The following is a 24,109-nucleotide window of genomic DNA, read 5'->3' as shown; positions in this document are numbered from 1 at the left end:
ACAATGGCAGCAGAGGAGGCAGAGTGAACACCGAAGATGTGCTGGGCAAGGCCCCCCTGTTCGCCGCGCTCGACCGCGAGAGCGCCGCGGCGCTGCGGACGAGCATCACCGAGGTCCAGTTGTCCAAGGGACAGACCCTCTTCCACGAGAACGAGACCGGCGACCGGCTCTACGTCGTGCTCGAAGGCAAGATCAAGCTCTCCCGCACCTCGCCCGACGGCCGGGAGAACCTGCTGAGCGTGCTCGGCCCGAGCGAGATGTTCGGCGAGCTGTCGCTGTTCGACCCGCGACCGCGCACCGCCACCGCGACGGCGCTGACCGACGTGCGTCTGGCCGGGCTGGGCCACGACGACCTGCGCCCCTGGCTGACCGGCCGCCCCGAGGTGGCGCTGCATCTGCTGCGTGCCCTGGCCCAGCGGCTGCGCCGCACCAACGACGTGCTGGCCGACCTGGTCTTCACCGACGTGCCCGGCCGGGTCGCCAAGCAGCTCCTCGACCTGGCGGAGCGGTTCGGCACCAAGACCGACGACGGCATGCGCGTGCACCACGACCTCACCCAGGAGGAGCTGGCCCAGCTCGTCGGGGCCTCGCGCGAGACGGTGAACAAGGCCCTGGCCGACTTCGCCCAGCGCGGCTGGCTGCGCATCGAGGCCAAGGCCGTGGTCATCCTCGACATGGACCGGCTCTACAACCGTTCCAGGTAGTCGAGCTGGGCCCGTACGGAGACCTCCGCGGCGGGCCAGAGCGACCTGTCGACGTCCGCGTACACGATCTCGACGACCTCCCGCGGCGTGCGCGCGCCCTGTGCCCGCGCCGCCCTGATCTGGTCGAGCCGCTGCCGCCGGTGGGCGATGTAGCCGTCGAGAGCCGCGATCGGGTCGGGCAGCACCGGGCCGTGGCCGGGCAGCAGCGCCCGCGCTCCCAGGCCCTCGGCCGCCGCCCTCAGCCGGTCGAGGCTGCGCAGGTAGTCGCCCAGTCCGCCGTCCTGGGCGATGATCGTGGTGCCCCTGCCGAGGACGGTGTCGCCGGTCAGCATGGCCCGGTCCTGCGGCAGCCAGAAGCAGAGCGAGTCGAACGAGTGGCCGGGCGTGGCGTAGACGTGCAGCTCCAGGCCGTCGACCGTGACCACGTCGCCGTCGCCGAGCCCTTCGTCGCCCAGCCGGTGACGCGGGTCGAGGGCGCGTACGGGGGCGTCGACCAGCTCGGCGAAGCGTTTGGCGCCGCCGCTGTGGTCGGCGTGGCCGTGCGTGAGCAGGATCTGGGTGACCCGCCGTTCGCCCAGATGGTCGCGTACGCGCAGCAGGTGCGCCTCGTCGTCGGGCCCCGGATCGACCACGATCGCGTCGCGGGTGCCGATGACCCAGGTGTTGGTGCCGTCGAGCGTCATGGCGGACGGATTGGGCGCGAGCAGGTTCTCGGCGTGCTCGGTACGGGAGCCGTCAGGCGTGCCGAGCGGGATGTGCAGTCCGCTCACGGCGTCATCAACCTCATCTCCCCCTCGACCTCCACGGCCTCCGGCAGGATGGGCGTGATCTCCCGCTCCTCGGCCAGCACGGAGGCCACGCTGTCGTGCCCGGCCAGCTCGGTGAGCGTGTGGGAGGTGGGCGGCATCAGGAAGATCTCACCCGCGCGCCACAGCTCGATCGCCTCGGCCGGCCGCCGCCACACCACGTGGTCGGCCTCGCCCCCGACGTCACGCGTGCGCTGCCCCTCGGGCAGCACCGCCACGAAGAACCGGGTGTCGAACCTGCGCTGCTCGATCTCCGGCGTGATCCAGTGGGCCCACGGCTTGAGCAGGTCGGACCTGAGCACCAGGCCGCGCCTGTCCAGGAAGTCGGCGAAGGCCAGGCTCCGGTCGATGAGCGCCAGCCGGTCGGCCTCCCAGTCGTCGCCCGTGGTGTCCTCGACCACGCTGTCCGGCCCCGGCCCCGCCAGCAGCACCCCGGACTCCTCGAACGTCTCCCGTACGGCCGCGCACACCAGGCCGCGGGCGACGTTCTCACCGGCGTAGAAGATCTCCCCCCACTCCTTGGGGGACGGCCCGGCCCAGGCCACCGCCTGGTCGGTGTCACGCGGGTCGACGGAACCGCCGGGGAAGACGTAGGCGCCCGCCGCGAAGGCCATCGTGGACTTGCGCCTGAGCAGGTAGACCTCGGGCCCGCCGCGCGGGCCCGAGCCGCGCAGGATCACCACCGTGGCGGCGTCACGCGCCGGGGCGGGGGCGAGCCGCCCGGCGATGATCTCTCTGGCTCGCGCGGCGAGCTCGTCGGGAAGGGGAAGACCGGCCACCTGACCTCCTACTAGAACATCACTCGGTCATGGTGGCACATCCTCGCGGTCAGGAAACCTCCGCGATCAGCCCTCTCCGGTCAGGAGACCTCCGCACCCGCCTCTCCGGTCAGGAGACCTCCGCGATCAGCTCCACTTCCACCGGGGCGTCCAGCGGCAGCGCGGCCACGCCCACGGCGCTGCGGGCGTGCTTGCCCGTCTCGCCGAACACCTCGGCCAGGAAGTCGCTGGCGCCGTTGGCCACCTGGGGCTGCTCGGTGAAGCTCGGCGCGCTGGCCACGAAGACCACGACCTTGACGATCCTGCGCACCCTGGACAGCTCGCCCAGCTCGGCCTTCAGCGCGGCCAGCGCGTTGAGCACGCAGATGCGGGCCTGCGCCTTGCCCTCGTCGACACCGAGGTCGACGCCGAGCTTGCCGGTCTGGTGCAGCTTGCCCTCCAGCATGGGCACCTGGCCGGAGGTGTAGACGAGGTCGCCGGTGCGCGCGGTCGGCACGTACGCGGCCAGCGGCGTCACCGGCTGGGGCAGCTCGAACCCGAGCTCGGCGATCCGCTCCTCGGGGGTCACGCCTTCTCCCGCTTGAAGTAGGCGACGAGCTGCTCGGACGAGGCGCCCTGGACGATCTGGACCAGCTCCCAGCCGTCGGACCCGAAGTTGTCGAGGATCATCTTCGTGTTGTGGATCAGCACCGGAGCGGTGAGGTACTCCCATTTCTTCATGGCATGACGATCTCATGGAAAGCCGCTTCCCGGCCTGTCACCCCACCCATCCGGGCGGCGATGACCGCAATGTGAGCAATCTCAAACGGTGGCCGTCGGGTTTCGACAAGTAACCGTTCGGTAGCCTCGAAACGTGGACTCTCCGGACACGGACTGGGACGACGTGCGGCTGCACGTCGTCACCGGCAAGGGCGGCACCGGCAAGACGACCGTCGCCGCCGCCCTCGCCCTCGCATTGGCCGCGGGCGGGCGCAAGGTGCTGCTCGTCGAGGTGGAGGGCAGGCAGGGCATCGCCCAGATCTTCGACCTGCCGCCGCTGCCCTACGAGGAGCGGAAGATCGCCGTGGCGCCCTCCGGCGGCGACGTGTACGCGCTGGCCATCGATCCCGAAGAGGCCATGCTCGAATACATGGAGATGTTCTACGGCATGCGCAGGGCCGGGCGCGCGCTGACCAAGATGGGCATCGTCGACTTCGCCACCACCGTGGCCCCCGGGTTCCGGGACGTGCTGGTCACCGGCAAGACCACCGAGGCCGTGCGCAGGCGCGGCAAGAACGGCCGCCGGGTCTACGACGCCGTCGTCCTCGACGCGCCGCCCACCGGCCGCATCACGCGCTTCCTGAACGTCACCCAGGAGGTCGCCGGCCTGGCCAAGGTCGGGCCCATCAAGAACCACTCCGATCTGGTGAACGGCGTCGTGAAATCCAGGGAGACGATGGTCCACTTCGTGACCCTCCTTGAGGAGATGCCGGTGCAGGAGACCCTCGACGGAGTCGGCGAATTGCGCTCGGCCGGGCTTCCGCCAGGTTGCGTTTTCATCAACATGGTCCGTGAATCACTGCTTCCACAGGCCGCTCTTGACATGGCTGTCAAGGGCCGATTCGACGTGGGCGAGCTCGCGCTCGGGCTCAAGGCGGCCGGGCTCGCCGACACCTCCGACGCCGCCGCCATGGCCGAGGCGCTCGCCGAGGAGGTCGTCGAGCACGCCCGCCGCACCGAGCTGGAGCACGCCGAGCGCGAGTCGCTGGCCGGGGCCGGCCTGCCGCGCGTCGAGCTGCCGCTGCTGGCCGACGGCGTCGACCTGGCCGGCCTGTACGAGCTGGCCGACATCCTCCGCACCCACCGGGGAGCCGCGTGAAGAAGCCCGTCCCCCTGGACATCGACGCCATCCTCGACGACAAGGGCACCCGGATCATCGTCTGCTGCGGCTCCGGCGGCGTCGGCAAGACCACGACCGCCGCGGCCCTCGGCCTGCGCGCCGCCGAACGCGGCCGGTGCGCGGTCGTGCTGACCGTCGACCCGGCCCGCCGCCTGGCCCAGTCGATGGGCCTGACCGAGCTGGACAACACCCCGCGCCTGGTCAGCTCGCCCGAGGGCGGCGGCCAGCTCTACGCCATGATGCTCGACATGAAGCGCACGTTCGACGAGATCATCGAGGCGCACGCCGACCCCGAGCGGGCCCGCCAGATCCTGTCGAACCCCTTCTACCAGTCGCTGTCCTCCAGCTTCGCGGGCACGCAGGAGTACATGGCGATGGAGAAGCTGGGCCAGCTCCGCCGCTCCGACGAGTGGGACCTGATCATCGTGGACACGCCGCCCTCCCGGTCGGCGCTGGACTTCCTCGACGCGCCCGAGCGGCTCGGCCGCTTCCTCGACGGACGGTTCATCCGGCTGCTGACCGCCCCCGCCAAGGCGGGCGGGCGCAGCGCGTTCCGTCTGCTCAACGCCGGGTTCGGGTTGATGGCCGGGGCGATGACCAAGCTGCTCGGCGCGCAGGTGATCAAGGATCTGCAGACGTTCGTGTCCGCGCTGGACGCCGTGTTCGGCGGGTTCCGGCAGCGGGCCGAGATGACGTACAAGCTGTTGCAGGCGCCGGGCACGGCCTTCCTCGTGGTGGCCGCGCCGGAGCGCGACGCGATGAGGGAGGCGTCCTACTTCGTGGAACGGCTCGCCGAGGAGCGCATGCCCCTCGCCGGGCTCGTGGTGAACCGGGTGCACGTGTCGCCCGGCTCGGCGCTCTCAGCGGCACGCAGCGCCGCCGCGGCCGAGGACCTGGAGTCCAGGGGCGAACACGAGCTGACGGCCGCTGTGCTGCGGCTGCACACCGGCCGGATGCAACTCGCCACCCGCGAGAGCCGCGAGCAGGAGCATTTCGTCTCGGCTCATCCCACGGTGCCCGTGGCACAGGTACGTGCGATGTCCGGAGATGTCCACGATCTGGCCGGGTTGCGGCAGATCGGGAACCTGTTGGCGAGCGCGTAGAGAAAGCACGGCCGACGGGCGGCGCCGGCCGTGCTCTCCCTCCGCGGGCCCGATCAGCCCGCGATCAGCTCATTGGTCCGTTCGTACTCTTCCTTCGCGGACTCGAGCAGGTCACGCCACGAGTCCACGTCGGGCCGGCGCCTGAGCAGCGCACGGCGTTCGCGTTCGGTCATACCGCCCCACACCCCGAACTCGATGCGGTTGTCCAGCGCATCGGCGAGGCATTCGGTACGGACCGGGCATCCTCGACAGATCAACTTCGCCCTGTTCTGTGCGGCGCCCTGGACGAACAGCGCGTCCGGGTCCGCACCCTTACAGGCGGCACGGGAGGTCCAATCCGTGATCCACATTTTTCGACCCCACTCCCCTTAGGTGGTCAGTCGTCATTTGGGGCCGACGGGCGCGGGCGCCGAGCCTCCGTATTCAGTTGCCGCAGGGAGAACGTACGCAACTTCACGTTCGGGCCGACAGACCCCAGAGGACCAATTTCTCGCCGGACTGTTGACCGGGAATGACTAGTCACCCCTCCCAGTCAAGGCGAAATGGTGTCGTGTTACCGATAAGGACAGTGTTTCGACGTACCCTTAGGAGCGTGCAAGCGAAGGGCAAAGACCGCTCCCACCCGCTCCTCAGCGTCCTGCGTCTGATCATCGCCGGGACGGCGGCGGGTGTGCTGACGGCAGCCGTGGCGCTGCCCGCGGTCGGCGGGGCGGGTGTGTCGGCCAAGAGTGCCATGGACGGGCTCGACCTCAAGCCCAGGGAACTCGACGAGCCGCCCCTGTCCGAGCGCACGAAGCTGGTCGACGCCAACGGCAAGCAGATCGCCCAGTTCTACTACGAGAACCGGCAGTCCGTGACCCTCGACAAGGTCGCGCCCATCATGCAGACCGCGCTGATCGCGATCGAGGACTTCCGCTTCTTCGACCACGGCCCGATCGACGTCGAGGGCACCGCCCGCGCCCTGGTGAAGAACCTCACCGGCGGCGGCGTCATGCAGGGCGGCTCCTCGATCACCCAGCAGTACGTCAAGCAGGTGCTGGTCAACAAGGCCGAGACGCCGGAGGAGCAGCAGGCGGCCATCGCGCCGACGATGTCCCGCAAGCTCCAGGAGCTGCGGTACGCCATGGCGATCGAGGGCAAGTACACCAAGCAGCAGATCCTGGAGAAGTACCTCAACATCGCCTACTTCGGCGCGGGCGCGCACGGCGTCCAGGCCGCGGCCAGGCGTTTCTTCGACAAGCCCGCCTCCGAGCTCAACCTGTCCGAGGCCGCCACGCTGGCCGGCGCCGTCCAGAACCCGGCCCGCACCGACCCCAACGTCGGCCCCGAGGCGCGCGAACGGCTGCTGCTGCGGCGCAACACCGTGCTCGACAGGATGGCCCAGATCGGCAAGATCACCTGGCCCGAGGCCACCGCTGCCAAGGCCAAGAAGCTCGGCTACAAGGACGTCAAGTTCCCCGGCGGCTGCGAGGCCAGCAAGTTCCCGTACTTCTGCCTCTACGTCCAGTACGAGATCCTCGGCAACGAGGACTTCGGCAAGAATGAGGACGAGCGCAGGAAGCTGCTCCAGCGCGGCGGCCTGACGATCAAGACCACGCTCGACCCCAAGATGCAGAAGGCCGCCGAGAAGGCCATCAAGAAGTACGTCAGCCCCAAGGACAAGCCCGTGGCCGCGCAGGCCATGGTCGTGCCCGGCACCGGCGAGATCAAGGCGATGGCGGCCTCGCGCAAGTTCGGCGGCAGCAAGAAGAAGAACGAGATGAGCTACAACATCGTGGCCGACGCGGCGCACGGCGGCGGGCGCGGGTTGCAGCAGGGCTCGACGGCCAAGGCGTACACGCTGGCCACCGCCCTTGAGGAGGGCCTCAAGTACGAGGACGGCTTCCCCGCGCCGGCCGGGTTCACCGCCGGCGGCTACAACTCGTTCAAGGACTGCAAGGGCGACAACGTCGGCGACCCCTCGCACACCGCGCACAACTCCAGCGAGGGCGGTGGCGGTTTCAAGACCCTGCAGAGCGGCACGTGGGGCTCGGTGAACACGTTCTTCCTGAAGCTGGAGCAGGAGGTCGGGCTCTGCAAGGTCGTCAAGCTCGCCAAGCGCCTCGGCGTCAAGCGCGCCGACGGCGGCAAGCTGCGCGAGGTCGAGACGTTCACGCTGGGCGTCAACGAGGTCGACCCGGTGACGATCGCCAACTCCTACGCGGTGTTCGCCTCGCGCGGCCAGTACTGCAAGCCGCTGGCCATCACCGAGATCAAGGACAGGAACGGCAACGCCAAGCAGTACAAGCCGAAGTGCTCGCAGGTCATGGAGGAGGAGGTCGCCGACGCGGTCAGCGGCATCCTGTCAGGTGTGTTCACCAAGGGCACGATGCGCGAGGTGGGCGGAATCGGACGGGACGCGGCCGGCAAGACCGGGACGACCGACGACTACATGTCCGCCTGGTTCGCCGGTTACACGCCGAACCTGGCCTCCGCCGTCAGCCTCGGCGACCCGCGCGGCGCGTCCACCCACAAGCTGATCGGCGTCACGATCGGGGGGCGCTACTTCCCGTACGTGTACGGCGCGTCCATCTCCGGGCCCATCTGGAAGCAGGCCATGATGCAGGCGCTCAAGGGGGTGGAGCCGACGAAGTTCACGTCCGTGGACCACTCGCGCTTCGGCGGCTGCTCCGACAAGTGCGCGCCGAAGCCCAAAAAGAAGAAGAAGCACGAGGAGGACGGGCGGCCGGGCGGCGGCGACCCGTTCGAGGACTTCTTCGGCGACCGCAACGACCGGGGGGACGGCGGCGACGGCGGGCGCGGTGACGGGCCGGGGCCGGGTGACTGGCAGGGGCTGGGCGACGGGCCTGGCGGCCACGCCAACACCGGCCTCACCATCCCGGCGACCCGAACCCGCCCCTGACCCGCCTCCAGCCCGGCCCCTGACCTCACCGTCCCAGGGGCCGGCCGCCGCTCCCGGCCCGGCTCTGACCGCACCCGTCCCAGGGGCCCGGTCGCCGCTTTCGGACCGGCTCTGACCGCACCCGTCCCAGGGGCCGGCCCGCCGCTTCCGGCGCGGCCTCCCATCGCCCCCTAAGGGCGCTACGCGGCTTCTAGACGTCTCCGCCCGCTTCCCGCCCTGGGATGGGCCCCCAGGAGGCCCCACAACCTTCTCGGGGCCCCTCAGCGACGCTCCAGCTTCCGGGCCCTCAGCCTCAGAGACGCCGACCGGCCTTGCGGGGGCGCTCAGCGGGCAGCGGGGGTCAGGCCGTCAGGCGGGCGCGTACGGCGGCGGCGACGCGGCCGCCCTCGGCCTTGCCCGCCACCTTGGGGTTGACCACCTTCATGACCTGCCCCATGGCCTGCGGCCCCGACGCGCCGGTCTCGGCCACGGCGGCGTCGACGATCTGGGCCAGCTCCTCGTCGGAGAGCTGCGCCGGCAGGTACTCCTCCAGCACCGCCTGCTCGTCCAGCTCGGCCTGGGCCTGCTCGGCGCGTCCCGCGTTCTGGAACGCCTCGGCGGCCTCGCGCCGCTTCTTGGCCTCCTTGGTCAGCACCTTGATGACCTCGTCATCGCTGAGCTCCCTGGCCTGCTTGCCCGCCACCTCCTCGACGTTCACGGCCGCCAGAGCCATACGAATCGTCCGGAGACGCACCTCGTCCCGGCTCTTCATCGAGGCCGTGAGATCGGCCTTCAGCTTGTCCTTCATTGCGCTCATGCGGTCCATCTTGCCGTCTGCCGGGACGCCTCGTGCCCGTTGTCAGGCATCATGAGTACGTGAGGAAAGCCGTCGCAGTGCCCCTGTCCATGATCGGTCTCGGCCTGGCCGGGCTGGGCTACGCCTCCGTCGTGGAGCGCAACTGGTTCCGTCTGCGCCGCTTCGACGTGCCGGTGCTGGAGCGCGGCCGGCGTCCCGTACGCGTGCTGCACCTCTCAGACCTGCACCTGACCCCCAACCGCACGATGCTCATCAACTGGGTGCGCTCCCTGGGCGCCCTGGAGCCCGACCTGGTGGTCAACACCGGCGACTCGATCGCCCACCCGGAAGCGGTCCCCGCGCTCCTGCACGCCCTGGAGCCCCTGCTGTCCCGCCCCGGCCTGTTCGTCTACGGGTCCAACGACCTCTACGCCCCCCAGCCCAAGAACCCGGCCCGCTACCTCTGGCGTACGTCCAAGAACGACCGCCGCCAGCACATCCCCAACCTCCCGTGGGAGGAACTGGGCGCCGGCATGGCCGCCGAGGGCTGGCTGGACATGAACAACACCACCGCCCGCATCAAGATCGGCGACCTCGACGTCGCGGTGGCGGGCATCCACGACTCCCACATCTCCCGCGACCGCTACGACCTGGTCGCCGGCCCGGCCCCCGCCGACGCCGACCTCCGCCTCGGCGTCATGCACTCCCCCGAGCCCCGCAACATGACCCGCTTCGCCGACGACGGCTACCAGCTCCTGCTCGCCGGCCACACCCACGGCGGCCAGCTCTGCGTCCCGTTCTACGGCGCCCTGGTCACCAACTGCGGCATCGACCGCGCCCGCGTGAAGGGCCTGAGCCGGCACGAAAGCGCCTGGTTGCACGTGTCCGCCGGCCTCGGCACCTCGCCGTACGCACCTGCCCGCTTCGCGTGCTTCCCGGAGGCGTCGTTGCTCACGCTGGTCCCGCGACGCTGAGGCGGTCACGAGTACCCGCGAAGTCCGCTAGACTTTCTCAAGCACGCGCAAGACGGGCGTGCATCGGGGTGTAGCGCAGCTTGGCAGCGCGCTTCGTTCGGGACGAAGAGGTCGTGGGTTCAAATCCCGCCACCCCGACAGTATCGCCGCAGGTAGAAGGCCGCTTCCGAAACTTGGAAGCGGCCTTACTTGTTTCTGGGTAACCAACAAGGTCCGAGACGACGGCACCCATAACTCTGATCTGCCACGTCCGCGCTGAAGGGCGATCACACGGCGCTCCGACGAAGTTGGGGCCGGCGCCCAACCGGATGTGAGATATCAGCGTTTCGGTTGCCCGTGCCTGTGCCCGGCGAGCAGCGTGGCCCACACAAGGCGAGCGGTGGCGTGGCGCCCTCGGGCGGTCTCCTCGTACCCGTTCTCCTCGCTGTGACGACGGATGAGGAACTGCCCCGCCTCGCAGCACCACTCGTACTCGCCGCAGCACGAGATCTCCCGCACCCGGACGGGACGCGGTCCGTACGGGACATGCGGCGTCCACACGTACATGAGGGCTTGCCTTCGGTTCGCGCGCAGGAGGCAACCGCGGCCGCCTCCTGCGATGCCTGATCGGGCGTTCACGTCAGGTCGGCGTCAGCCGTTGGCGATGATGGTCATCGCTCTGTGGAGACGCAGTACGGTCGCGCCGTAGATGTAGGAGGGGTTCGATGCGTACCGGTCAAGGCGAACGACCTGGACTGAGCCCATGGAACCTGGAGCCAACGACTCAAGCGCCTGCCGCAGAAGCGCGGCCGCCTGCTCGGCCTCACCGGTTATGCCGCACGACCCACGGCCGTACTGATCGCAAGCAGCCCACGAGTAGAAGCCATCGATGTCCTGGTGCACGACTACATCAGAGCCACGCGCGGTACCACGTCAGAAGAGGACACTGAGCGGCGAACCCCGCTGTCCGCCCCCGTGTCCGCCCGTCCCCGGAGGTGCACCGGATGAGCGACAACGCAACGGCCCCCGTCTGGGCCGGCCGCCTCCTCGCCGCCCGCAACAGCAAGGGCTGGTCCCAACGCGAGCTGGCACAACAGCTGGCCAGAGCCTCCGACAAACCCCTCCCCGAGCTGCCGAACGTCATCCGCCGCATCCGAGGCCACGAGACCGGCGAACACCGCCCGGACGCCTTCTACACCCAGCTCTACTGCAAGGCGTTCGGCCTGACCGAAGACCAGCTGTTCGGCACCATCATCAAGCCCATCCCCGCCCTCGCCCTCCCCACCTTGGCCCCCGACGCCGACCTCTACGAACGCATCACCCGCGCCATCGAGCACCCCTCCCGCGTCGATCTGGCGACGGTGGAATGGCTGGAACACTGCCTCGCCGAACACCGCCGCGTCGAGGACACGATCGGCAGCCGCCCTCTCCTACCGCTGATCCACGCCCAGCTGTCCACCGTGGCCGACCTCGCCCGAGGAGCCCGCGGCCCCCTCGCTGACCGCGCCGTAGCAGCCCTGGCCCAGTACGCCCAGTTCCTCGCCTGGATGTGCCAGGACTCCCGCCAGCACGCCGCAGCCCTGGCCTGGTACGACCGCTCCCACGCCTGGGCCGTCGAAGCGGGAGACGCCTGCCTCGCCTCCACCACCCTGAACATGCGCGCCCACCAAGCCTGGAGCCTCGGCGACGCCCAACGCTGCATCCGCCTGGCCGAAGCCTCCCGCTGGCACGACGGCCGCACCACGTACGGCGTCCAAGGCATGGCCGCCCAAATGGCCGGCCGAGGCCACGCCCAAATGGGCGAGGCCAACCAGGCCCGCACCCGCCTCGCCGAAGCCGAAGACCTCATCCGCACCGCCGCCGAACACCCCGAAGACGAACCACCCTGGATGTACTTCTACGACGAGGGCTGGTTCCTCATGCAACGCGGCATGGCCGAACTGGAACTCGGCGACGGCCGCCGCGCCGCCGAGTTCATTGAGCGCGGCCTATCAACCCTGCCTGAGCACTATCGACGCGACCGAGCCTGGTTCGGAGCCTGCCTGGCACGAGCCCACATCCTTGAGGGCGACGCCGAAGCCGCAACCACCATCGCCGTGGAGGTAGCCCCGGATGCCGTGGCCCTCAACACCTACGCTGTGACAGAACTCCACCGCGCCGCACAGGGACTGGCGGAGGCAGGCGCCTCAGGCGCCAAAACAATCAAGGACTCACTGGCATTGGCAAGGCGCTGAGACTGTCCCTGCTGTCCCCTTGTCCCTCATCTACCCTTGGGCCTGTTGAAATAGCGACACAGGCGGGGACATCCAGCACGCTCGCTGATGTCCCTACCGTCCCAATCTCCGTGATCGGCATGGAGCCGCTATCGGCTGCATGCGCTGCCAGCGTTACAGCTCCGAAACGTAAGTCCCTACGAAATTCCGGGCGAACTGCGGATGCGGTGGCTCCAGACGAACCCCGTCTCAATCGATACCGGCCCGGTTGACTTGCGCCGGCGGGGCATACATACGTAACGCCTACACCGCTTTACTCATGAGCGCTGATCGAGACAGGAGCCTTATCGAGTGACAAACCATTGGCTTCCATGGCAACTGCTACGGCTTCAGCTTGCTGTTGGACGCTCGCTCGATTCACAAGCTTATGCAGCCAACTGTGCCTGGAAAGTTCGAATGTGACATCGATAAGATGGAGCTGGTCCGTCAGGGTCGCCAGTTCAACGATCTGTTCAAAGGAGGCATCATATTTCTCGCCTTCAAGATACCCTTTAAGCAGAGCGAGCTTCGAGCGAAGCAAACCTTGATGAAAAGCCGCAACCTTCATATGGCGCCCCTGACGCTGGACATACTTAAGGGGCAAACGCGCAAGCGATTGCTGCAAGCGATCCAAGCTCTTTTCCGCCTGCTCCACTTGACTCACAAGGAAGTCGGACAGGCTTTCGACATACTTCAATTCGGTAAGACGCATCGTGCCGAGCACTAGGCCAAGCTCCTGGAACTGGAATATCACCTCATCAATCTGATTTCTGTCGCGAATAATCCGCGCCTTCCTTGCTTCCAGTTTCGGCTTTGCCAGATATTCAACTGTCATCGTGGTAGCCAGGGCGGTGAGTATCGCTATTAAAAAGTTCTTCAGCGTTGGATTTGCATTCAGCAGATCGATTAGAGACACGAGATGTCTACCCTAGAAGGAAATTGGCGCTTTTACGAAAAGCGCTCTGCTAAGTACCTGGCTTGGCATCCCACGGCACAGGCACGGTAGCACTCGCCCACCCACTTAGTTGGGAGGTCGAGGGGGGCGGCATCAGGACGGTGACCCGGCGGTTCGTCATCACCGACTGCGCGGCGGTGCCGCACGAGCCACAGCCGATCCGCTACACCTACCGGACCTGGCTGGGGACGGGTTCGTCGGAGGTGACGCCGACTTCGTGGCAGCTGACGGGAAGCACGGGCAGCGTTCCCGTGGCCTGGCAGCGCGGCCTGGCCGGCCTGGCGTGCAACCAGGCGGTGAGCGGCGAGCTCTGACGGCCGTCCGACACGAGAAGGGCAGTGCGCTTGCGTCCCGTCACGAAGATCGTCACCGGGCTGGTCATCGCCTTCTGCGCGGTCCGGCTCAATGGCCTCGACCTGCTGTTCGACCCCGTCGGCTGGGGCCTGTGCGCCGCCGGGCTGCTGCCGTTGCAGCGACCGGGCGACGCCTTCGCCAGGGCCCAGACCTGGACGATCTGCATGGTCCCCGCCTCGCTGGTGGCCACCTACGCGAGCGGCGAACTCCCGGATGAGCCGGTCAGGGACCTGATCGGCAACGCCGTCACGGCCGGCGCCCTGATCACGGTCTGGCTGATCGTGGACGCCTTCGTCAGCCGGTTGTGCTCGCTCGGCGACAGTTCCCATGCCGCCCTGCTGGACGTCCTGCGCTGGGCGGTGGCCGGTCTGGGTGCGGCCGGTCTGGCGGCCGGTTCCGGCTACGCGGAGCTGTCGCCCGTGCTGACGCTCGGGTGGTTCGTCGCCCTCGTCGTCCTGGTCATCGTGCTCTGGGGCGGCGCGACCGGCCGTACTTCGCCGGTGTGCGGCCGGTCTCCGGTGACACATTGCGTCAGCCAGGGGCGGGCTGACGCACGGAGAGGCCGCCCGTGTGAGATGTGGGGACATACCCCTCGGCGGCGCTGGGCAACGCCTCGACGCAGGCCGGAGAGCAGGCGTTGACCAGGAGCGGCAGGACGTCGGTGGCGACTCGCAGGGAGATCCACACCTGATGGGGGCCGCCCTCGCTGATCGGCTGGTCGCAGACGCTGCACGTACGAACGGCCGTGGCGCCCCAGACCGCGGGATCGAGGTCACCGAGATCGGGACGGTCGGCGGCGTCCGGGCCGGGCCGCAGCCGGGGGAACGACGGACGCTGCTTGTAGTTGCCGTACACGGAGCGGGTGCTGACAGTGCTGCGCCGCAACTTCTCGCACCTGGTCAGCTCGTAGGGGAACCAGTGCAGCCGGCGAGAGGTGTAAGGGCTGAACTCCTCCAGAGCGGTCATCGCGCCGATCTCCGGCGGGATCCTGACCAGGTTGCTCCCGTACAGCACGAGGTGCTTGACCGCGACCAGCTTGGCGATCGTCGGCGGCAGGGTCACGATCTGCCGCCGCTCGTCCGGGCTCAGCTCCGTCAGCGGCCGGAACACCTCGCGGCCGTCCGCGGCGGCTTCCTCGATCAGGGCCAGCAGATGGTGCCATCCGGCCGCTGAGGTGTCCTGTCGCTCGGCGTGGAATCGCACGTTCCTCGGCTGCTGCCGCCTGAACTGGTCGAAGCACTCACATCGATCACGGTCGACCCCGCCGCCGGGGCCCACCGCGTCCGCCCACAGGTTGCCGAAAGCAGCTCCTGGCTGCTCGCTGTCCGCCATGGCGGCCAAGGTACGCGTTTGGAGGGAATTGTGCCCGGCCGTTCCCCCGATGGACGGCCGGGCACCGGTTCAGCCCACCGCGTAGGCGCGGATGATCGTCTGGGTCAGCCGGGTGGTGGGGGTGTCGATGACGGTCGCCCGCAGGGAGACGAATCCCGCTGTGCGGGGGTTGGGGACCACCGCCAGCCGGCCCTGGGCGGATCGTGTCACCGGGACGGGACGCCAGGTGCGGCCGTCGTCGGAGGAGGTCTCAAGGCGTACGCGCGTGCTCTCCTGGCGGGGTTCGAGGGTCAGGGTGAGGGGGGTGCGGGTGCCCGGGCGGGCGCGGTTGTGGTCGTCCAGGGTGGTGGGGGTGAGGCGTACCGCGGTCAGGGGCGGCGGACGGCGGCCGTCGGCCCTGGAGGAGCGGAACGTCCAGACGGACTCCACGGCGGTCGAGAGGGTGGAGTAGGGGACCTGGCGGCGGGCCGACGCCTTCAGGGTGTACGTGGCGGCCTCCGGTGACAGGGCGGCGTGGAGCACGCAGTCGGCGGGCCGTTCCGTCGCGCATCCCGCCAGGTCGGTCTCGGCCAGCGTCCGGCCGCCGGTGGTGAGGGTGGCGGTGCCGGTGGCCGCGTCGTCGGCGCCCCTGTGGCCGGCGACGCCGTCGGCGAACAGGCCGCCCACGGGAACGGTCAGCTCGTCACCCGATCGGGTCGCGACGGGCGCGGACGGGCCGGCCACGGCGGCGTTCCACACCTCCGTGGTGCTCCCCCGCTCCAACCTGACCGGGGCGCCGGCCACGACGGACGTGCCGACCTCGAACCCGCTGTCCCACACCAGCCCCGGCGTCCGGTAGTGGGTGAGGGTGCTCGGCAGCTCCACCTCCTGGACCGGGCTCGCCCCGATCCCGGGCCTGTCCTCGACGAGCCTCGGGCCGGAGTACGGAAGTCCGGTCGCCGCCGTGGCCGCGGCCCGGTACGTCGCCGTCACCTTGACCAGGTCCGCGCGCCGGGCGGCGTGAACGGGGTTGTCCGGCAGCCCGTCGGTGTGGATGTTCACCAGGTCGTAGACGTACGGGCTCGGCGTGCGGGTCCTGCTCTTCCAGAGGCTCCTGATCAGGAATCGCAGGCCCGGCGCGCGTGCCGGGACGACGTACGTGTCCCAACCCGGTGCGGCCCAGCTCGCGAACCCGTAGGACCAGGCGCCGTCGGCCAGTTCGACGACGAGCGGGTCGCCCGGCGCGGCGTCCGGGTCGTCCACGCTGAAGCCGGCTCGCCTGCCGTCGCGGGCGTCGATGGTCACCTGCCGGTCCTGGTCGACGTCGAGCCGGGTGTGGGCCAGGGTGCCTCCCGTGTCGTCGTCGATCTCGCTGTACAGGTTCCACTCGCGTTCGGGCAGCCTGAGCCTGGCCGTCCCGTCGATGAAGGGGACGTCGCGGCCGGTGCCCGTGTGCGCGTCGTACACCTGGATGAAGCCCGCCTCGGCGGGCCGGCCGTTGCGGTCGAGCGCCTTGACGGTCACGTTGTGGGACTCGGGCTCGACGAACGCGCCGGCGAGCGTGCGGATCACCGTGTCGCCCGACCTGGCGGTGATCGTCGCCGGGTGTTCGCCGGACGCCTTGTCCTTGGCGTCGATCGTCACGGTGACCGCCGCCTGCCCCTTGGCGGGCACCTGGAGACGTCGGGCGGAGAGCCGCGCCACCTCGCCGTCTGCGGTCAGGTCGAGGTCGACGGGGGTGTCGCCGGCGTTGTCGTACGTGACGGTCCCGGTGGACACCCGCTCCCCCGGACCGTCCGAGGGGAAGTACGCCCACACCCGCTCCGGTACGGCGACGACCTGCTGGGCCAACGCGCGGACGACGTCCACCCGCCCGGTCCCCTGCCGGTACGGCGTCAGGCCGGGAAGCGGCATGGCGCTGCCCGTCAGCGCGGACTTGAGCCGTTGCCCGGTCCAGTCGGGATGGAGCTGGGCGAGGATCGCCGCGGCGCCCGCCACGTGCGGCGCGGCCATGGAGGTGCCCGACATCGCCACGTGCGCCTCGGTGCCGGTCCCGCCCGCCTTCGCGGCCACGATTTCCACGCCGGGCGCGGTGATGTCCGGCTTGATGGCGTGGTCGCCCTCGCGGGGTCCGCTGCCCGAGGAGGCGGCGACGCGGTCCTGGTGGTCGACGGAGCCGACGGTGAGCGCGGCGTCGGCGCTGCCGGGACTGGTGACGGTGGTGCCGTCGTTGCCCGAGGCCGTGACGAACAGCGTGCCGTACCGCTCCGACAGCGTGTTCACCGCCTGCTCGACCGGGTCGAGGCCCAGGGTGTCGGGAGCGCCGAAGCTCAAATTGACGATCTTGGCCTTGACCTCGGCGGCGGCCCACTCCATGCCCGCCAGGATGGCCGACTCGGTCAGTCCGAAGGCGGTGCCGGCCTTCGCGACGGCGAGCTTCGCACCGGGCGCGATCCCTCGGTACTTCGCGTCGGCCCCCGCGATGATCGAGGCGACGTGAGTGCCGTGGCCGGTGTTGTCGCGGATGTCGGGGTCGTCGGTGAAGTTCTTCTCCTGGGTCACCACGCCCTTCAGGTCGGGGTGGTCGGGGTCGTACCCGCTGTCCAGGACGGCCACCGTGACGCCCTTGCCCGTCATGCCCTGTTTCCAGGCTTCGGTGGCGCCGATCTGCTCGGCGCTCCGGTCGAGGTTGTAGGAGCGGCGGCCGTCCAGCCAGAGCTTGGTGGATCCGGCGGTGAGGGAGCGGGCGCCGGCCGCCAGGTCCTGCCAGGTCCGCCCGGCGGACGCCTTGGGCACGTTCATCGCGCTCATCCCGAGCCCGCCGAGCCGCCGGGCCCGCTCGGCCCCCCGGAACGTCGGGGCCGTCCCCTGGGACGACTGGACGATCAGCGGGATGTCGGGCCGGTCGGCGTCGCCGTACCGCCAGGCCAGCAGTTGAGTGACGTCGAACAGCCGCCGGTCGAGGAGGTCCGCGGCGACGAGCGGCCGGGCGTCGGACGGGATCACGTACAGGTGACCGTCCTGGATCTGGCCGCTGAACCCCACCCGCCTGCCCGGCCCCGGTCGCACGCGGTATCCGCCGCCGCCGGTGACCATCACGCGGTCGCCGGTGATCAACGTGACACCGCCCGCCCGGCCCACATCCGGAGGCTGTGGAAGGTCGGGCGCGGGCACGACGCCGACCGTCACGGCCACCAGGACGGCGGCCAGCGCCTTGTGCACGATCACGGGCACCCGGTCTTCTCCTTCATCGTCCGTACGAGGTCGGCGGGCAGGTCCGAGTCGCTGACCTGGAGTGTCGCCTTGCCGGCCATCGTCAGGTAGCCGCCGACGACGTGCATGGTCTCCGGTACCGACGCCTTGGTCACCGGCTCGGTGTCCTTGCCCTCCTTCGTCCAGAAGGCCGGGCCGAGGACGTCGAACGCCTGGACGTCCACGCCGCGGGCCTTGAGCAGGGCGCGCACCTCGCCGACGGGCCTGTTGTGGAACGGCGCGCAGTGCATGGGCTCGCCGAGCGAGTCGAAGCCGGTGATGATCTCGTACTCCTCACCGGGACGCGCCTCCCGGCCGAGGACGACCTCGGCCGGCCCCTTGAAGTCCCGGCGGACCTTGATGCTGATCGGGCAGCCGCCCGCCGTCTCGCAGCCTTCCTGCCGGTCGACCACCTCGATGCCGTCCGGTTCCGCCGTGCTCGGGGCGACCGAGCCGACGTTGCTGGGCGTGGAGGGCAACAGCCGCAGCTTGATGTCGAGCCCGGCGTCGCGCAGTTGTTCTTGGTATGCCTCCGGCTTGGCGAACACGTCCTTGACCTCGATGACGAAGTAGCCGCCCTCGTCCTTGACGTCGAGGGCCGAGGCCGAGGCGGGCCCGAGGGTGAGGACGACGGCGGACGACGCCGCGAGGGCGCCCAGCGCGAGCAGGGCGCGCCGCCTCCTGCGCATGGGCCGGGCCGGGGCGGGCTCCTCCTCCATGATCTTGTACATCGTCTCCCGGGCGCCGGGCGTCAGCCCCGGTCCGGCGGGCGGGGCGAGCCGCCTGACGACGTCGTCGAGCTGCGGGTTCATGAGGTCTCCTTGGCAAGACGGACGGCCCGCGGACCGTACCGGGCGAGATCGGGGTCGTCGGCGGCGAGCTCGGCGGCCAGGCGCTTGCGGGCGCGGTGCAGGCGCTGCCGCACGGCGAGACGCGAGCAGCCGAGCACCTGCGCCAGCTCGGCGTTGCCGAGCCCCTCCCAGGCGACGAGCGACAACACCTCCCGGTCGTCGGCGGACAACCGCATGAAGGCCGCGCGGGCGGTCTCGGGCACGGCCTCCGTCGCGGGGCCGGTCCATTCTTCGAGTTCGGTGCGCAGGCGCGTGGTGAGGGCCGCCCTGCGGGACTCGCCGCGGCGGTGGTTGGCCAGGGTGCGCCTGGCCACGCCGTACAACCAGAGCCGGGCGCGGTCGCCGGACGGTACGTCGCCGAGCCGCCGCCACGCGGTCGTGAAGATCTCGGCGATGACGTCGGCGACGTCGTGAGGGTCGCCGGTACGCCGTCGCACATATCCGGAGACGGCCTCGTAGTGCTCGGTGTAGAGCTCCTCGAAGCGTCGCCGGGGGTCCGGTGGGCCCACGCGGTCGTCCCTTCCGTAGGGGTATGTCACAACAAGCAGGTGTCCGGATGGTTGCAGGCGTGACAGACGAGGACGCGGAAGCGGCCTTTCGCGTCGGGGCTGTGGGCCCTATGGCCGTTGTTCGAGATGGCGGCGGTAGGCGTCCAGGATCAGGCCGTGGAAGTGGTGGACGGCGTGTTCCGACAGGCCCGAGCCGTCGGGGTCGTAGACGATCTTGCCCTGGGTGAACGCCGGGGTGCGCATCCCCCGCTGGACGCTCTCCACCAGGGCGATGTCCTCCACCTGGAGCACCTCGTCGATGTAGCGGATGCTGTCCCGCCCGCTCTCGTCGGGCTCGGCGGTCTCCAGGGAGAAGTCCCAGGTCCCGCGCCCGGTGTCCGCAGTCGTTCCACGTGACACATCGAGAGTGCCGGATCGGGATGGTAACCGGCGGAGATGTGAGCGAATTCCGGGGTTACCGATACCTCCGATGCAGAACATGAGCCGCCTTGAGGCTATTGAGCAATTGCGTGCCGATTCAAGGCTTCAGTTCTGCCTGGGGCTGGCGTAATCAATGAGATTGGTGGGATGATCCTATGATTAACGCCAGAAGAATGGAGTTGTCCAATGAGTCCGTCTTCCAGAGCGCTGCCGATGGCGGGGTTCATGTTCTCGGCCGTCGGGGTCGGGGGCGTGGTGCTGCAGATGTTGAGCGTGGCCTATCCCGACGGCGATCCGGCCAGAGCGCGGGCGGCCGCCGAATTGTTGCGCCAGCTGGCGGGACGGGTGGACGCGAGCCTGGACGACGTGGAGGAGGTGGCGAGCAGGGTTTGGCGGCCACCGAGTTCCGGCGCGGGAATTGACGCGTTCAGGCGGTATTTCGCCAAGGAGATCGCGCCCTATCCGCCGCGGGTTTCCGCCTACATCCGGGGATTGGCGGACGCCGTCGAGGATTATGCGGAGTTGCTGGAGCGGACCCAGCACACGTTGCGCACGATGGCCATGATCCAGTGGATGGAACTGCTGATGTTCTTCTGCTGGCCGGCGATCGACAAGAAGGTCCAGGTGATGATCAACTGGGCGATACGCAGGTCGCAGGCGCGGCTGTTGATCAGGATGTTCGAGAACGCCGTGGGGAAGCGGTTCATCTACGCGGTGGGGGGCAGCTTCGCCTACACCGTTCTCGACCAGGCGGTCGTCGACGGGTTCAAGCTGGCGAGGGGCGAGGACACCGGGTCGTGGGGCGACCGTGGCGAGTACATGCTGAAGAACTTCGCGGCGGCCATGGTCTTCTACCACGTGGACCCCGCGAACTTCGGCAAGGCCGCGAACGTGCTGCCGAAGAACCCGGCGGCGCGGAACGCGGTCGTGTTCCTGACCGGATCCACCATCTTCAGCACCACCGCCAACGCGCTCAACAGGCCCGGGGACGTCGTGGACGACCCGGTCAGCCTGTTGCCGACCTGGCAGCAGATGCTCGCCAAGCTCGGGGTCGCCGCGGGCCAGGACCAGTTCAGGAGATGGCGACGGTACTGAGGGCCGGTCACGTCGTCATTCCCGGGTGAAACGCCGGATCTCGTCGGCGAAAGGGGTCAGACCGGTCGTCATAAGGCCGGTCATCTGGGCGGCGAGGTCCTCGGCGGCGGCGTTCGCGGCGGCCAGGACGGCCTCGGCCAGGGCGTCGGCGCCCAGTCGCATGGCCCGCGGGTCGAGGTGCAGGCCGCCGAGCGCGCCGGTCGGCGTCACCTCGGCCCTGACCTGGCCGTCGGCGGCCTCACCCCGGCCGCGGACGGCGTCGAGGCTCTCCTGCAACTCCTCCAGCGGGCGGACGTCGGCCTGGAACCGGTCGAGGAGGTGGCGCATCTCGTCGTCGAGATAGGGAGTGGGGTCTTCGGGGGTGGTCATCGGGGACTCCTGGGGTGTCAGGTGAGCTTTCCGTCCTTGGGGGAAAGCTTGGGCGGGTCGGACACTTCGGGCAGGGATTCGATGGTCGCCCAGTTCGCGACGTCGAAGCTGGTCTTCATGTCGTCCAGACGGTCGGCCACTGCCGGGTATACGTCGCGCAAGGCTTCGACGTAGGTCTCGGCCTTGTTCAGGGCCGTGGAATAGCTTTTTCTGAACGTGTTCGCGGTCCCGTCCGTGCCGGCGAAGTCGCCCAGTGCGGCTATGGCGTCGAGGATGCGGCGGATGTCGGTCGCCAGTTCGGTGCGCTCCGCGAGCAGGGCGCCGGCGGCCTTGGTGAAGGTGCTGCCGTACACCTCGGTGGTCGGCAGGCCGGGCCCCCGGGGGGCCGCCGGGCTCGCGCCGGAGGCCGGGAACGGGGGCGCCGGCCGCGGCGGCGGGGGCTCGCTGGGTGACGGATTGCTGGGGCTCGGGGCGGGGGTGCTGCTCGGGGTCGGGGTAGGAGGAACGGGGGTGCTCATGGCGGTTCTCCTGTCGGTACGTGGCCACCGGGCGGGGCCGACGAGGTTGTCCACAATACCGACAGGAATAGGGGGCAGGGGCTAGGGTTCGTAGACCGGGGCGAGATCGGCGAAGATGCGGTAGTCCGAGATCAGGCCGTCGTCCCGGGTGCGCCAGATGGAGACGGCCACCACTGCGGCGTCCTTGCCGTCCAGCCGCCGGTACGTGACCTCGGTCTCGGCGATCGTGTCGGGGCCTGCCTGCCAGTCCCTGACGATCCGGTGCCGGAGGCCGCCGATGGTCGAGTAGAACGCCCGCAGGCCGTCGGCGACGGCGTCGCGTCCCACCATGGGCTCGGCGTTGCCGAACACCAGGGTGGCGTCCTCGGCCAGCAGTTCGGCGAACTTGTCGGGGTCGAACGAGTCGACCGTGCGGAAAACGCGTCGTACCACATCGTGGGACATGTTGATCATTCCTCACGTGGACGGGGTCGCTGGTCCGGACGATACGGGACGACGCGTTCCCGTGCGACGGGCCGGCCGCGTCCGGCGCTCAGGCCGGCGAGGCGCCGCCGGGACCGGCCGGCGGCTCGAAGGTGATCGACACGATCGCGCTGATGGCGAGGTTGTGCTCCCGGACGCCGCCCGACGCCGGGTCCGAGGACTCGACCGTGACCACCGAGTCGCCCCGGCGGGTGACGTGGCCGGTGAAGGAGTCGCCGCTCAGCAGGCGTACCGAGATGACCCGGTTCTCGTGGCGGGCGTTGTCGAGGAGGGCGATCCAGGACGTGATGAGCCCGGTTCCTGGGGGTTCGAAGGGGTCTTGGGTCATGCTTCCTCTTCTTCCCTCAACAAGGGGAAGGGAACGACCGGATCGGCGACCTCGCCGGCAGGCAAGGGCTCGGAAACCGGCTCAGCGTCAGACCGTGCGGCATGTCACCGGTCGTCACGAAATTTCGTGTGATGTCGTGGGGTGAATTCATTTGCCCTTCAGCGGTAGGACATCAAGCGTCGATACCTTTCGACCCTTGTCTGTAGGTTTGCTGCCAAGGGAAGCGTCATGTCTCGTTCGTTCATCGCCATGCTGGCCGTCGGCGCGGCCCTCGCCACCACCGTCGCCGCGCCCGCCGACGCCGCCTCCGGACGGCAGCCGCGCGTCCTGTCCGACGTGACGCTGCCCGCCCCCGACCTGGCCGCCTTCGAGCCGGGCCTCGTCAAGGACTCCCGCGGCGTCAAGCTCGGCGGCCTCGGCAGCGGCCTGTTCCCGGCCCGGCGCGCGGGCGAGTACTGGATGGTCACCGACCGGGGCCCGAACGGCGAGCCCAAGGTGAACGGCGAGAAGCGGCGCACGTTCCCGGTGCCGGAGTTCGCGCCGGCGATCGTCCGCGTGGCCGTACGGCAGGGCGTGGCGCGCATCGTGGAGAGCATCCCGCTGAAGACCTCCGACGGCACCCCGATCACCGGCCTGTCGAACCAGCCCGGCCACGACGAGGTCCCCTACACCTGGGACGGCCTGACCCAGCTCACCTACGACCCGAACGGCCTGGACACCGAGGACATCGTCACCGACGGCCGCGGCGGCTTCTGGCTCGTGGACGAGTACTCCCCCTCGCTGCTCCACGTGGCGGGCGACGGCCGCATCCTGGCCCGGTACGTCCCCAAGGGCCTGAACCTCACCGGCGCCGGCTACCCGGTCCACGAGACGCTGCCCGCGATCCTCGCGACCCGGCAGCAGAACCGCGGCATCGAGGCGCTCGGCGTCTCGCAGGCCGAGCGCGCCCTGTACCTGGCCGTGCAGAGCCCGCTCGCCAACCCCGACAAGAAGACCAGCAAGGCGTCGAGCACGGCCCGCATCCTGCGGGTGGACCTGCGTACCGGCCGCCCGACCGGCGAGTGGGCCTACACCATGGAGAACGCGGCCACCTTCGACCCGGCGGCCGAGCAGGGCGACATGAAGATCTCTGCCCTGAACGTGCTGAGCCCCGGCCGCCTGCTCCTCCAGGAGCGCACCGACGCCGTGGCCCGCCTCTACACCGTGGACCTGCGCCGGGCGACGAACCTGCTCGGCGGTCCGCACGACGACCCGGCCACCACGCCGTCGCTGGAGGCGTCGCTGCCGTCGAACGTCACCGTCGCCACCAAGGCGCTGTCCGTGGACCTGGCGGCGATCGCCGGCCTGCCGGGCAAGATCGAGGGCGTCGCCCTGCTCGACCCGGTGACGCTCGCCGTGGCCAACGACAACGACTTCGGGCTCGGCACCTTCGACGCCGACGGCCGCCTGGTGGACTCCGGCGTGACCAGCCGGATCCTGACGATCCGCCTGGCCAAGCCGCTCTTCTGAGC

The 24,109-nt window shown here is 69.6% G+C and carries 28 protein-coding genes and 1 tRNA gene; 11 read left to right on the top strand and 18 right to left on the bottom strand.

Features of this window, described 5'->3' with window-relative positions; translation table 11 throughout:
* The first annotated feature begins 23 nt into the window (after positions 1–23).
* The gene (locus ACWCSU_RS13900; RefSeq protein WP_125644033.1) at positions 24–704 is read left to right on the top strand and encodes a Crp/Fnr family transcriptional regulator; all 681 of its coding nucleotides are present in this window, start codon (positions 24–26) and stop codon (positions 702–704) included.
* Here ACWCSU_RS13900 and ACWCSU_RS13895 read toward each other — a convergent pair.
* The 4 genes from ACWCSU_RS13895 to ACWCSU_RS13880 all read right to left on the bottom strand — a co-directional run bounded on the left by ACWCSU_RS13895 (position 686) and on the right by ACWCSU_RS13880 (position 3,009).
* Positions 686–1,474, bottom strand: a complete 789-nt coding sequence (locus ACWCSU_RS13895) for an MBL fold metallo-hydrolase (RefSeq protein WP_357692606.1) — start codon at positions 1,472–1,474, stop codon at positions 686–688. The genes ACWCSU_RS13900 and ACWCSU_RS13895 overlap by 19 nt on opposite strands.
* Positions 1,471–2,289, bottom strand: coding sequence for an NUDIX hydrolase (locus ACWCSU_RS13890; RefSeq protein ID WP_449935225.1), 819 nt, complete (start codon positions 2,287–2,289; stop codon positions 1,471–1,473). The genes ACWCSU_RS13895 and ACWCSU_RS13890 overlap by 4 nt, the downstream gene beginning before the upstream one ends.
* Before the next feature lie 109 nt (positions 2,290–2,398).
* Positions 2,399–2,857: a RidA family protein gene (locus ACWCSU_RS13885; protein WP_357692610.1), complete on the bottom strand. Its 459-nt coding sequence runs from the start codon at positions 2,855–2,857 to the stop codon at positions 2,399–2,401.
* The gene (locus ACWCSU_RS13880; protein WP_357692612.1) at positions 2,854–3,009 is read right to left on the bottom strand and encodes a hypothetical protein; all 156 of its coding nucleotides are present in this window, start codon (positions 3,007–3,009) and stop codon (positions 2,854–2,856) included. Before ACWCSU_RS13880 ends, ACWCSU_RS13885 begins: the two co-directional genes overlap by 4 nt.
* A gap of 133 nt (positions 3,010–3,142) precedes the next feature.
* Here ACWCSU_RS13880 and ACWCSU_RS13875 point away from each other — a divergent pair, with 133 nt between their 5' ends.
* Both ACWCSU_RS13875 and ACWCSU_RS13870 read left to right on the top strand, forming a co-directional pair.
* Complete coding sequence (locus ACWCSU_RS13875; RefSeq protein ID WP_357692614.1) at positions 3,143–4,147, top strand: ArsA-related P-loop ATPase; 1,005 nt, start codon at positions 3,143–3,145, stop codon at positions 4,145–4,147.
* Positions 4,144–5,271 (top strand): ArsA family ATPase, encoded by a 1,128-nt coding sequence (locus ACWCSU_RS13870; RefSeq protein WP_357692616.1) that lies wholly within the window; start codon positions 4,144–4,146, stop codon positions 5,269–5,271. Before ACWCSU_RS13875 ends, ACWCSU_RS13870 begins: the two co-directional genes overlap by 4 nt.
* A gap of 53 nt (positions 5,272–5,324) precedes the next feature.
* On the opposite strand, the gene ACWCSU_RS13865 is transcribed toward ACWCSU_RS13870, so the two are convergent.
* Positions 5,325–5,621 (bottom strand): WhiB family transcriptional regulator, encoded by a 297-nt coding sequence (locus ACWCSU_RS13865; protein ID WP_090771382.1) that lies wholly within the window; start codon positions 5,619–5,621, stop codon positions 5,325–5,327.
* Positions 5,622–5,863: 242 nt separating this feature from the next.
* Here ACWCSU_RS13865 and ACWCSU_RS13860 point away from each other — a divergent pair, with 242 nt between their 5' ends.
* On the top strand, positions 5,864–8,173 hold the full coding sequence (locus ACWCSU_RS13860; RefSeq protein ID WP_364082765.1) for a transglycosylase domain-containing protein: 2,310 nt from the start codon (positions 5,864–5,866) through the stop codon (positions 8,171–8,173).
* A gap of 340 nt (positions 8,174–8,513) precedes the next feature.
* Here ACWCSU_RS13860 and ACWCSU_RS13855 read toward each other — a convergent pair whose 3' ends face one another.
* Positions 8,514–8,969 (bottom strand): GatB/YqeY domain-containing protein, encoded by a 456-nt coding sequence (locus ACWCSU_RS13855; RefSeq protein ID WP_449935220.1) that lies wholly within the window; start codon positions 8,967–8,969, stop codon positions 8,514–8,516.
* Positions 8,970–9,058: 89 nt separating this feature from the next.
* Here ACWCSU_RS13855 and ACWCSU_RS13850 point away from each other — a divergent pair, with 89 nt between their 5' ends.
* Both ACWCSU_RS13850 and ACWCSU_RS13845 read left to right on the top strand, forming a co-directional pair.
* Positions 9,059–9,922 carry a metallophosphoesterase gene (locus ACWCSU_RS13850; RefSeq protein ID WP_357693535.1) on the top strand — a complete coding sequence of 288 codons (864 nt, stop codon included), beginning with the start codon at positions 9,059–9,061 and terminating at the stop codon, positions 9,920–9,922.
* Between the two features lie 64 nt (positions 9,923–9,986).
* Positions 9,987–10,060: transfer RNA gene (locus ACWCSU_RS13845), tRNA-Pro, on the top strand.
* A gap of 180 nt (positions 10,061–10,240) precedes the next feature.
* Here ACWCSU_RS13845 and ACWCSU_RS13840 read toward each other — a convergent pair.
* The gene (locus ACWCSU_RS13840) at positions 10,241–10,468 is read right to left on the bottom strand and encodes a hypothetical protein (protein WP_449935217.1); all 228 of its coding nucleotides are present in this window, start codon (positions 10,466–10,468) and stop codon (positions 10,241–10,243) included.
* An 84-nt stretch (positions 10,469–10,552) separates the two neighbouring features.
* A complete protein-coding gene (locus ACWCSU_RS13835) occupies positions 10,553–10,804 on the bottom strand; it encodes a hypothetical protein (protein ID WP_449935215.1) in 252 nt (83 codons plus the stop codon).
* Positions 10,805–10,905: 101 nt separating this feature from the next.
* Here ACWCSU_RS13835 and ACWCSU_RS13830 point away from each other — a divergent pair, with 101 nt between their 5' ends.
* Positions 10,906–12,135 (top strand): helix-turn-helix domain-containing protein, encoded by a 1,230-nt coding sequence (locus ACWCSU_RS13830; protein WP_449935212.1) that lies wholly within the window; start codon positions 10,906–10,908, stop codon positions 12,133–12,135.
* Between the two features lie 292 nt (positions 12,136–12,427).
* Here the strand turns inward: ACWCSU_RS13830 and ACWCSU_RS13825 are convergent, their stop codons facing one another.
* The gene (locus tag ACWCSU_RS13825) at positions 12,428–13,069 is read right to left on the bottom strand and encodes a hypothetical protein (protein ID WP_449935209.1); all 642 of its coding nucleotides are present in this window, start codon (positions 13,067–13,069) and stop codon (positions 12,428–12,430) included.
* A gap of 140 nt (positions 13,070–13,209) precedes the next feature.
* Between ACWCSU_RS13825 and ACWCSU_RS13820 the strand changes: the two genes are divergently transcribed.
* Complete coding sequence (locus ACWCSU_RS13820; RefSeq protein ID WP_449935207.1) at positions 13,210–13,422, top strand: hypothetical protein; 213 nt, start codon at positions 13,210–13,212, stop codon at positions 13,420–13,422.
* Between the two features lie 24 nt (positions 13,423–13,446).
* The gene (locus ACWCSU_RS13815; RefSeq protein ID WP_449935204.1) at positions 13,447–14,103 is read left to right on the top strand and encodes a hypothetical protein; all 657 of its coding nucleotides are present in this window, start codon (positions 13,447–13,449) and stop codon (positions 14,101–14,103) included.
* On the opposite strand, the gene ACWCSU_RS13810 is transcribed toward ACWCSU_RS13815, so the two are convergent.
* The 5 genes from ACWCSU_RS13810 to ACWCSU_RS13790 all read right to left on the bottom strand — a co-directional run bounded on the left by ACWCSU_RS13810 (position 13,994) and on the right by ACWCSU_RS13790 (position 19,784).
* Positions 13,994–14,794: a hypothetical protein gene (locus ACWCSU_RS13810; protein WP_449935202.1), complete on the bottom strand. Its 801-nt coding sequence runs from the start codon at positions 14,792–14,794 to the stop codon at positions 13,994–13,996. The two genes, ACWCSU_RS13815 and ACWCSU_RS13810, sit on opposite strands and share 110 nt — an antisense overlap.
* Before the next feature lie 69 nt (positions 14,795–14,863).
* Positions 14,864–18,007, bottom strand: a complete 3,144-nt coding sequence (locus ACWCSU_RS13805; protein WP_449935199.1) for a S8 family serine peptidase — start codon at positions 18,005–18,007, stop codon at positions 14,864–14,866.
* Positions 17,998–18,837 (bottom strand): hypothetical protein, encoded by an 840-nt coding sequence (locus tag ACWCSU_RS13800; protein ID WP_449935196.1) that lies wholly within the window; start codon positions 18,835–18,837, stop codon positions 17,998–18,000. The genes ACWCSU_RS13805 and ACWCSU_RS13800 overlap by 10 nt, the downstream gene beginning before the upstream one ends.
* Positions 18,834–19,385 carry an RNA polymerase sigma factor gene (locus tag ACWCSU_RS13795; protein WP_449935194.1) on the bottom strand — a complete coding sequence of 184 codons (552 nt, stop codon included), beginning with the start codon at positions 19,383–19,385 and terminating at the stop codon, positions 18,834–18,836. Before ACWCSU_RS13795 ends, ACWCSU_RS13800 begins: the two co-directional genes overlap by 4 nt.
* A gap of 108 nt (positions 19,386–19,493) precedes the next feature.
* On the bottom strand, positions 19,494–19,784 hold the full coding sequence (locus tag ACWCSU_RS13790; RefSeq protein ID WP_449935191.1) for an SRPBCC family protein: 291 nt from the start codon (positions 19,782–19,784) through the stop codon (positions 19,494–19,496).
* Positions 19,785–19,991: 207 nt separating this feature from the next.
* Between ACWCSU_RS13790 and ACWCSU_RS13785 the strand changes: the two genes are divergently transcribed.
* On the top strand, positions 19,992–20,900 hold the full coding sequence (locus tag ACWCSU_RS13785) for a hypothetical protein (RefSeq protein WP_449935189.1): 909 nt from the start codon (positions 19,992–19,994) through the stop codon (positions 20,898–20,900).
* A gap of 15 nt (positions 20,901–20,915) precedes the next feature.
* Here ACWCSU_RS13785 and ACWCSU_RS13780 read toward each other — a convergent pair whose 3' ends face one another.
* The 4 genes from ACWCSU_RS13780 to ACWCSU_RS13765 form a co-directional block, all read right to left on the bottom strand.
* Positions 20,916–21,269: a YbaB/EbfC family nucleoid-associated protein gene (locus ACWCSU_RS13780; protein WP_449935185.1), complete on the bottom strand. Its 354-nt coding sequence runs from the start codon at positions 21,267–21,269 to the stop codon at positions 20,916–20,918.
* A gap of 17 nt (positions 21,270–21,286) precedes the next feature.
* Positions 21,287–21,622 carry a hypothetical protein gene (locus ACWCSU_RS13775; protein WP_357692745.1) on the bottom strand — a complete coding sequence of 112 codons (336 nt, stop codon included), beginning with the start codon at positions 21,620–21,622 and terminating at the stop codon, positions 21,287–21,289.
* Between the two features lie 246 nt (positions 21,623–21,868).
* Positions 21,869–22,231, bottom strand: a complete 363-nt coding sequence (locus ACWCSU_RS13770) for a nuclear transport factor 2 family protein (protein ID WP_449935182.1) — start codon at positions 22,229–22,231, stop codon at positions 21,869–21,871.
* An 88-nt stretch (positions 22,232–22,319) separates the two neighbouring features.
* Positions 22,320–22,598, bottom strand: coding sequence for a hypothetical protein (locus tag ACWCSU_RS13765; protein ID WP_449935180.1), 279 nt, complete (start codon positions 22,596–22,598; stop codon positions 22,320–22,322).
* Between the two features lie 228 nt (positions 22,599–22,826).
* Between ACWCSU_RS13765 and ACWCSU_RS13760 the strand changes: the two genes are divergently transcribed.
* Entirely contained in the window at positions 22,827–24,107 is a 1,281-nt protein-coding gene (locus tag ACWCSU_RS13760) for an esterase-like activity of phytase family protein (protein ID WP_449935178.1), read from the top strand.
* Positions 24,108–24,109: the final 2 nt, after the last annotated feature.

This window comes from Nonomuraea sp. NPDC001699 (genome assembly GCF_053596455.1).
This window is presented reverse-complemented; position numbering and strand designations above follow the sequence as displayed.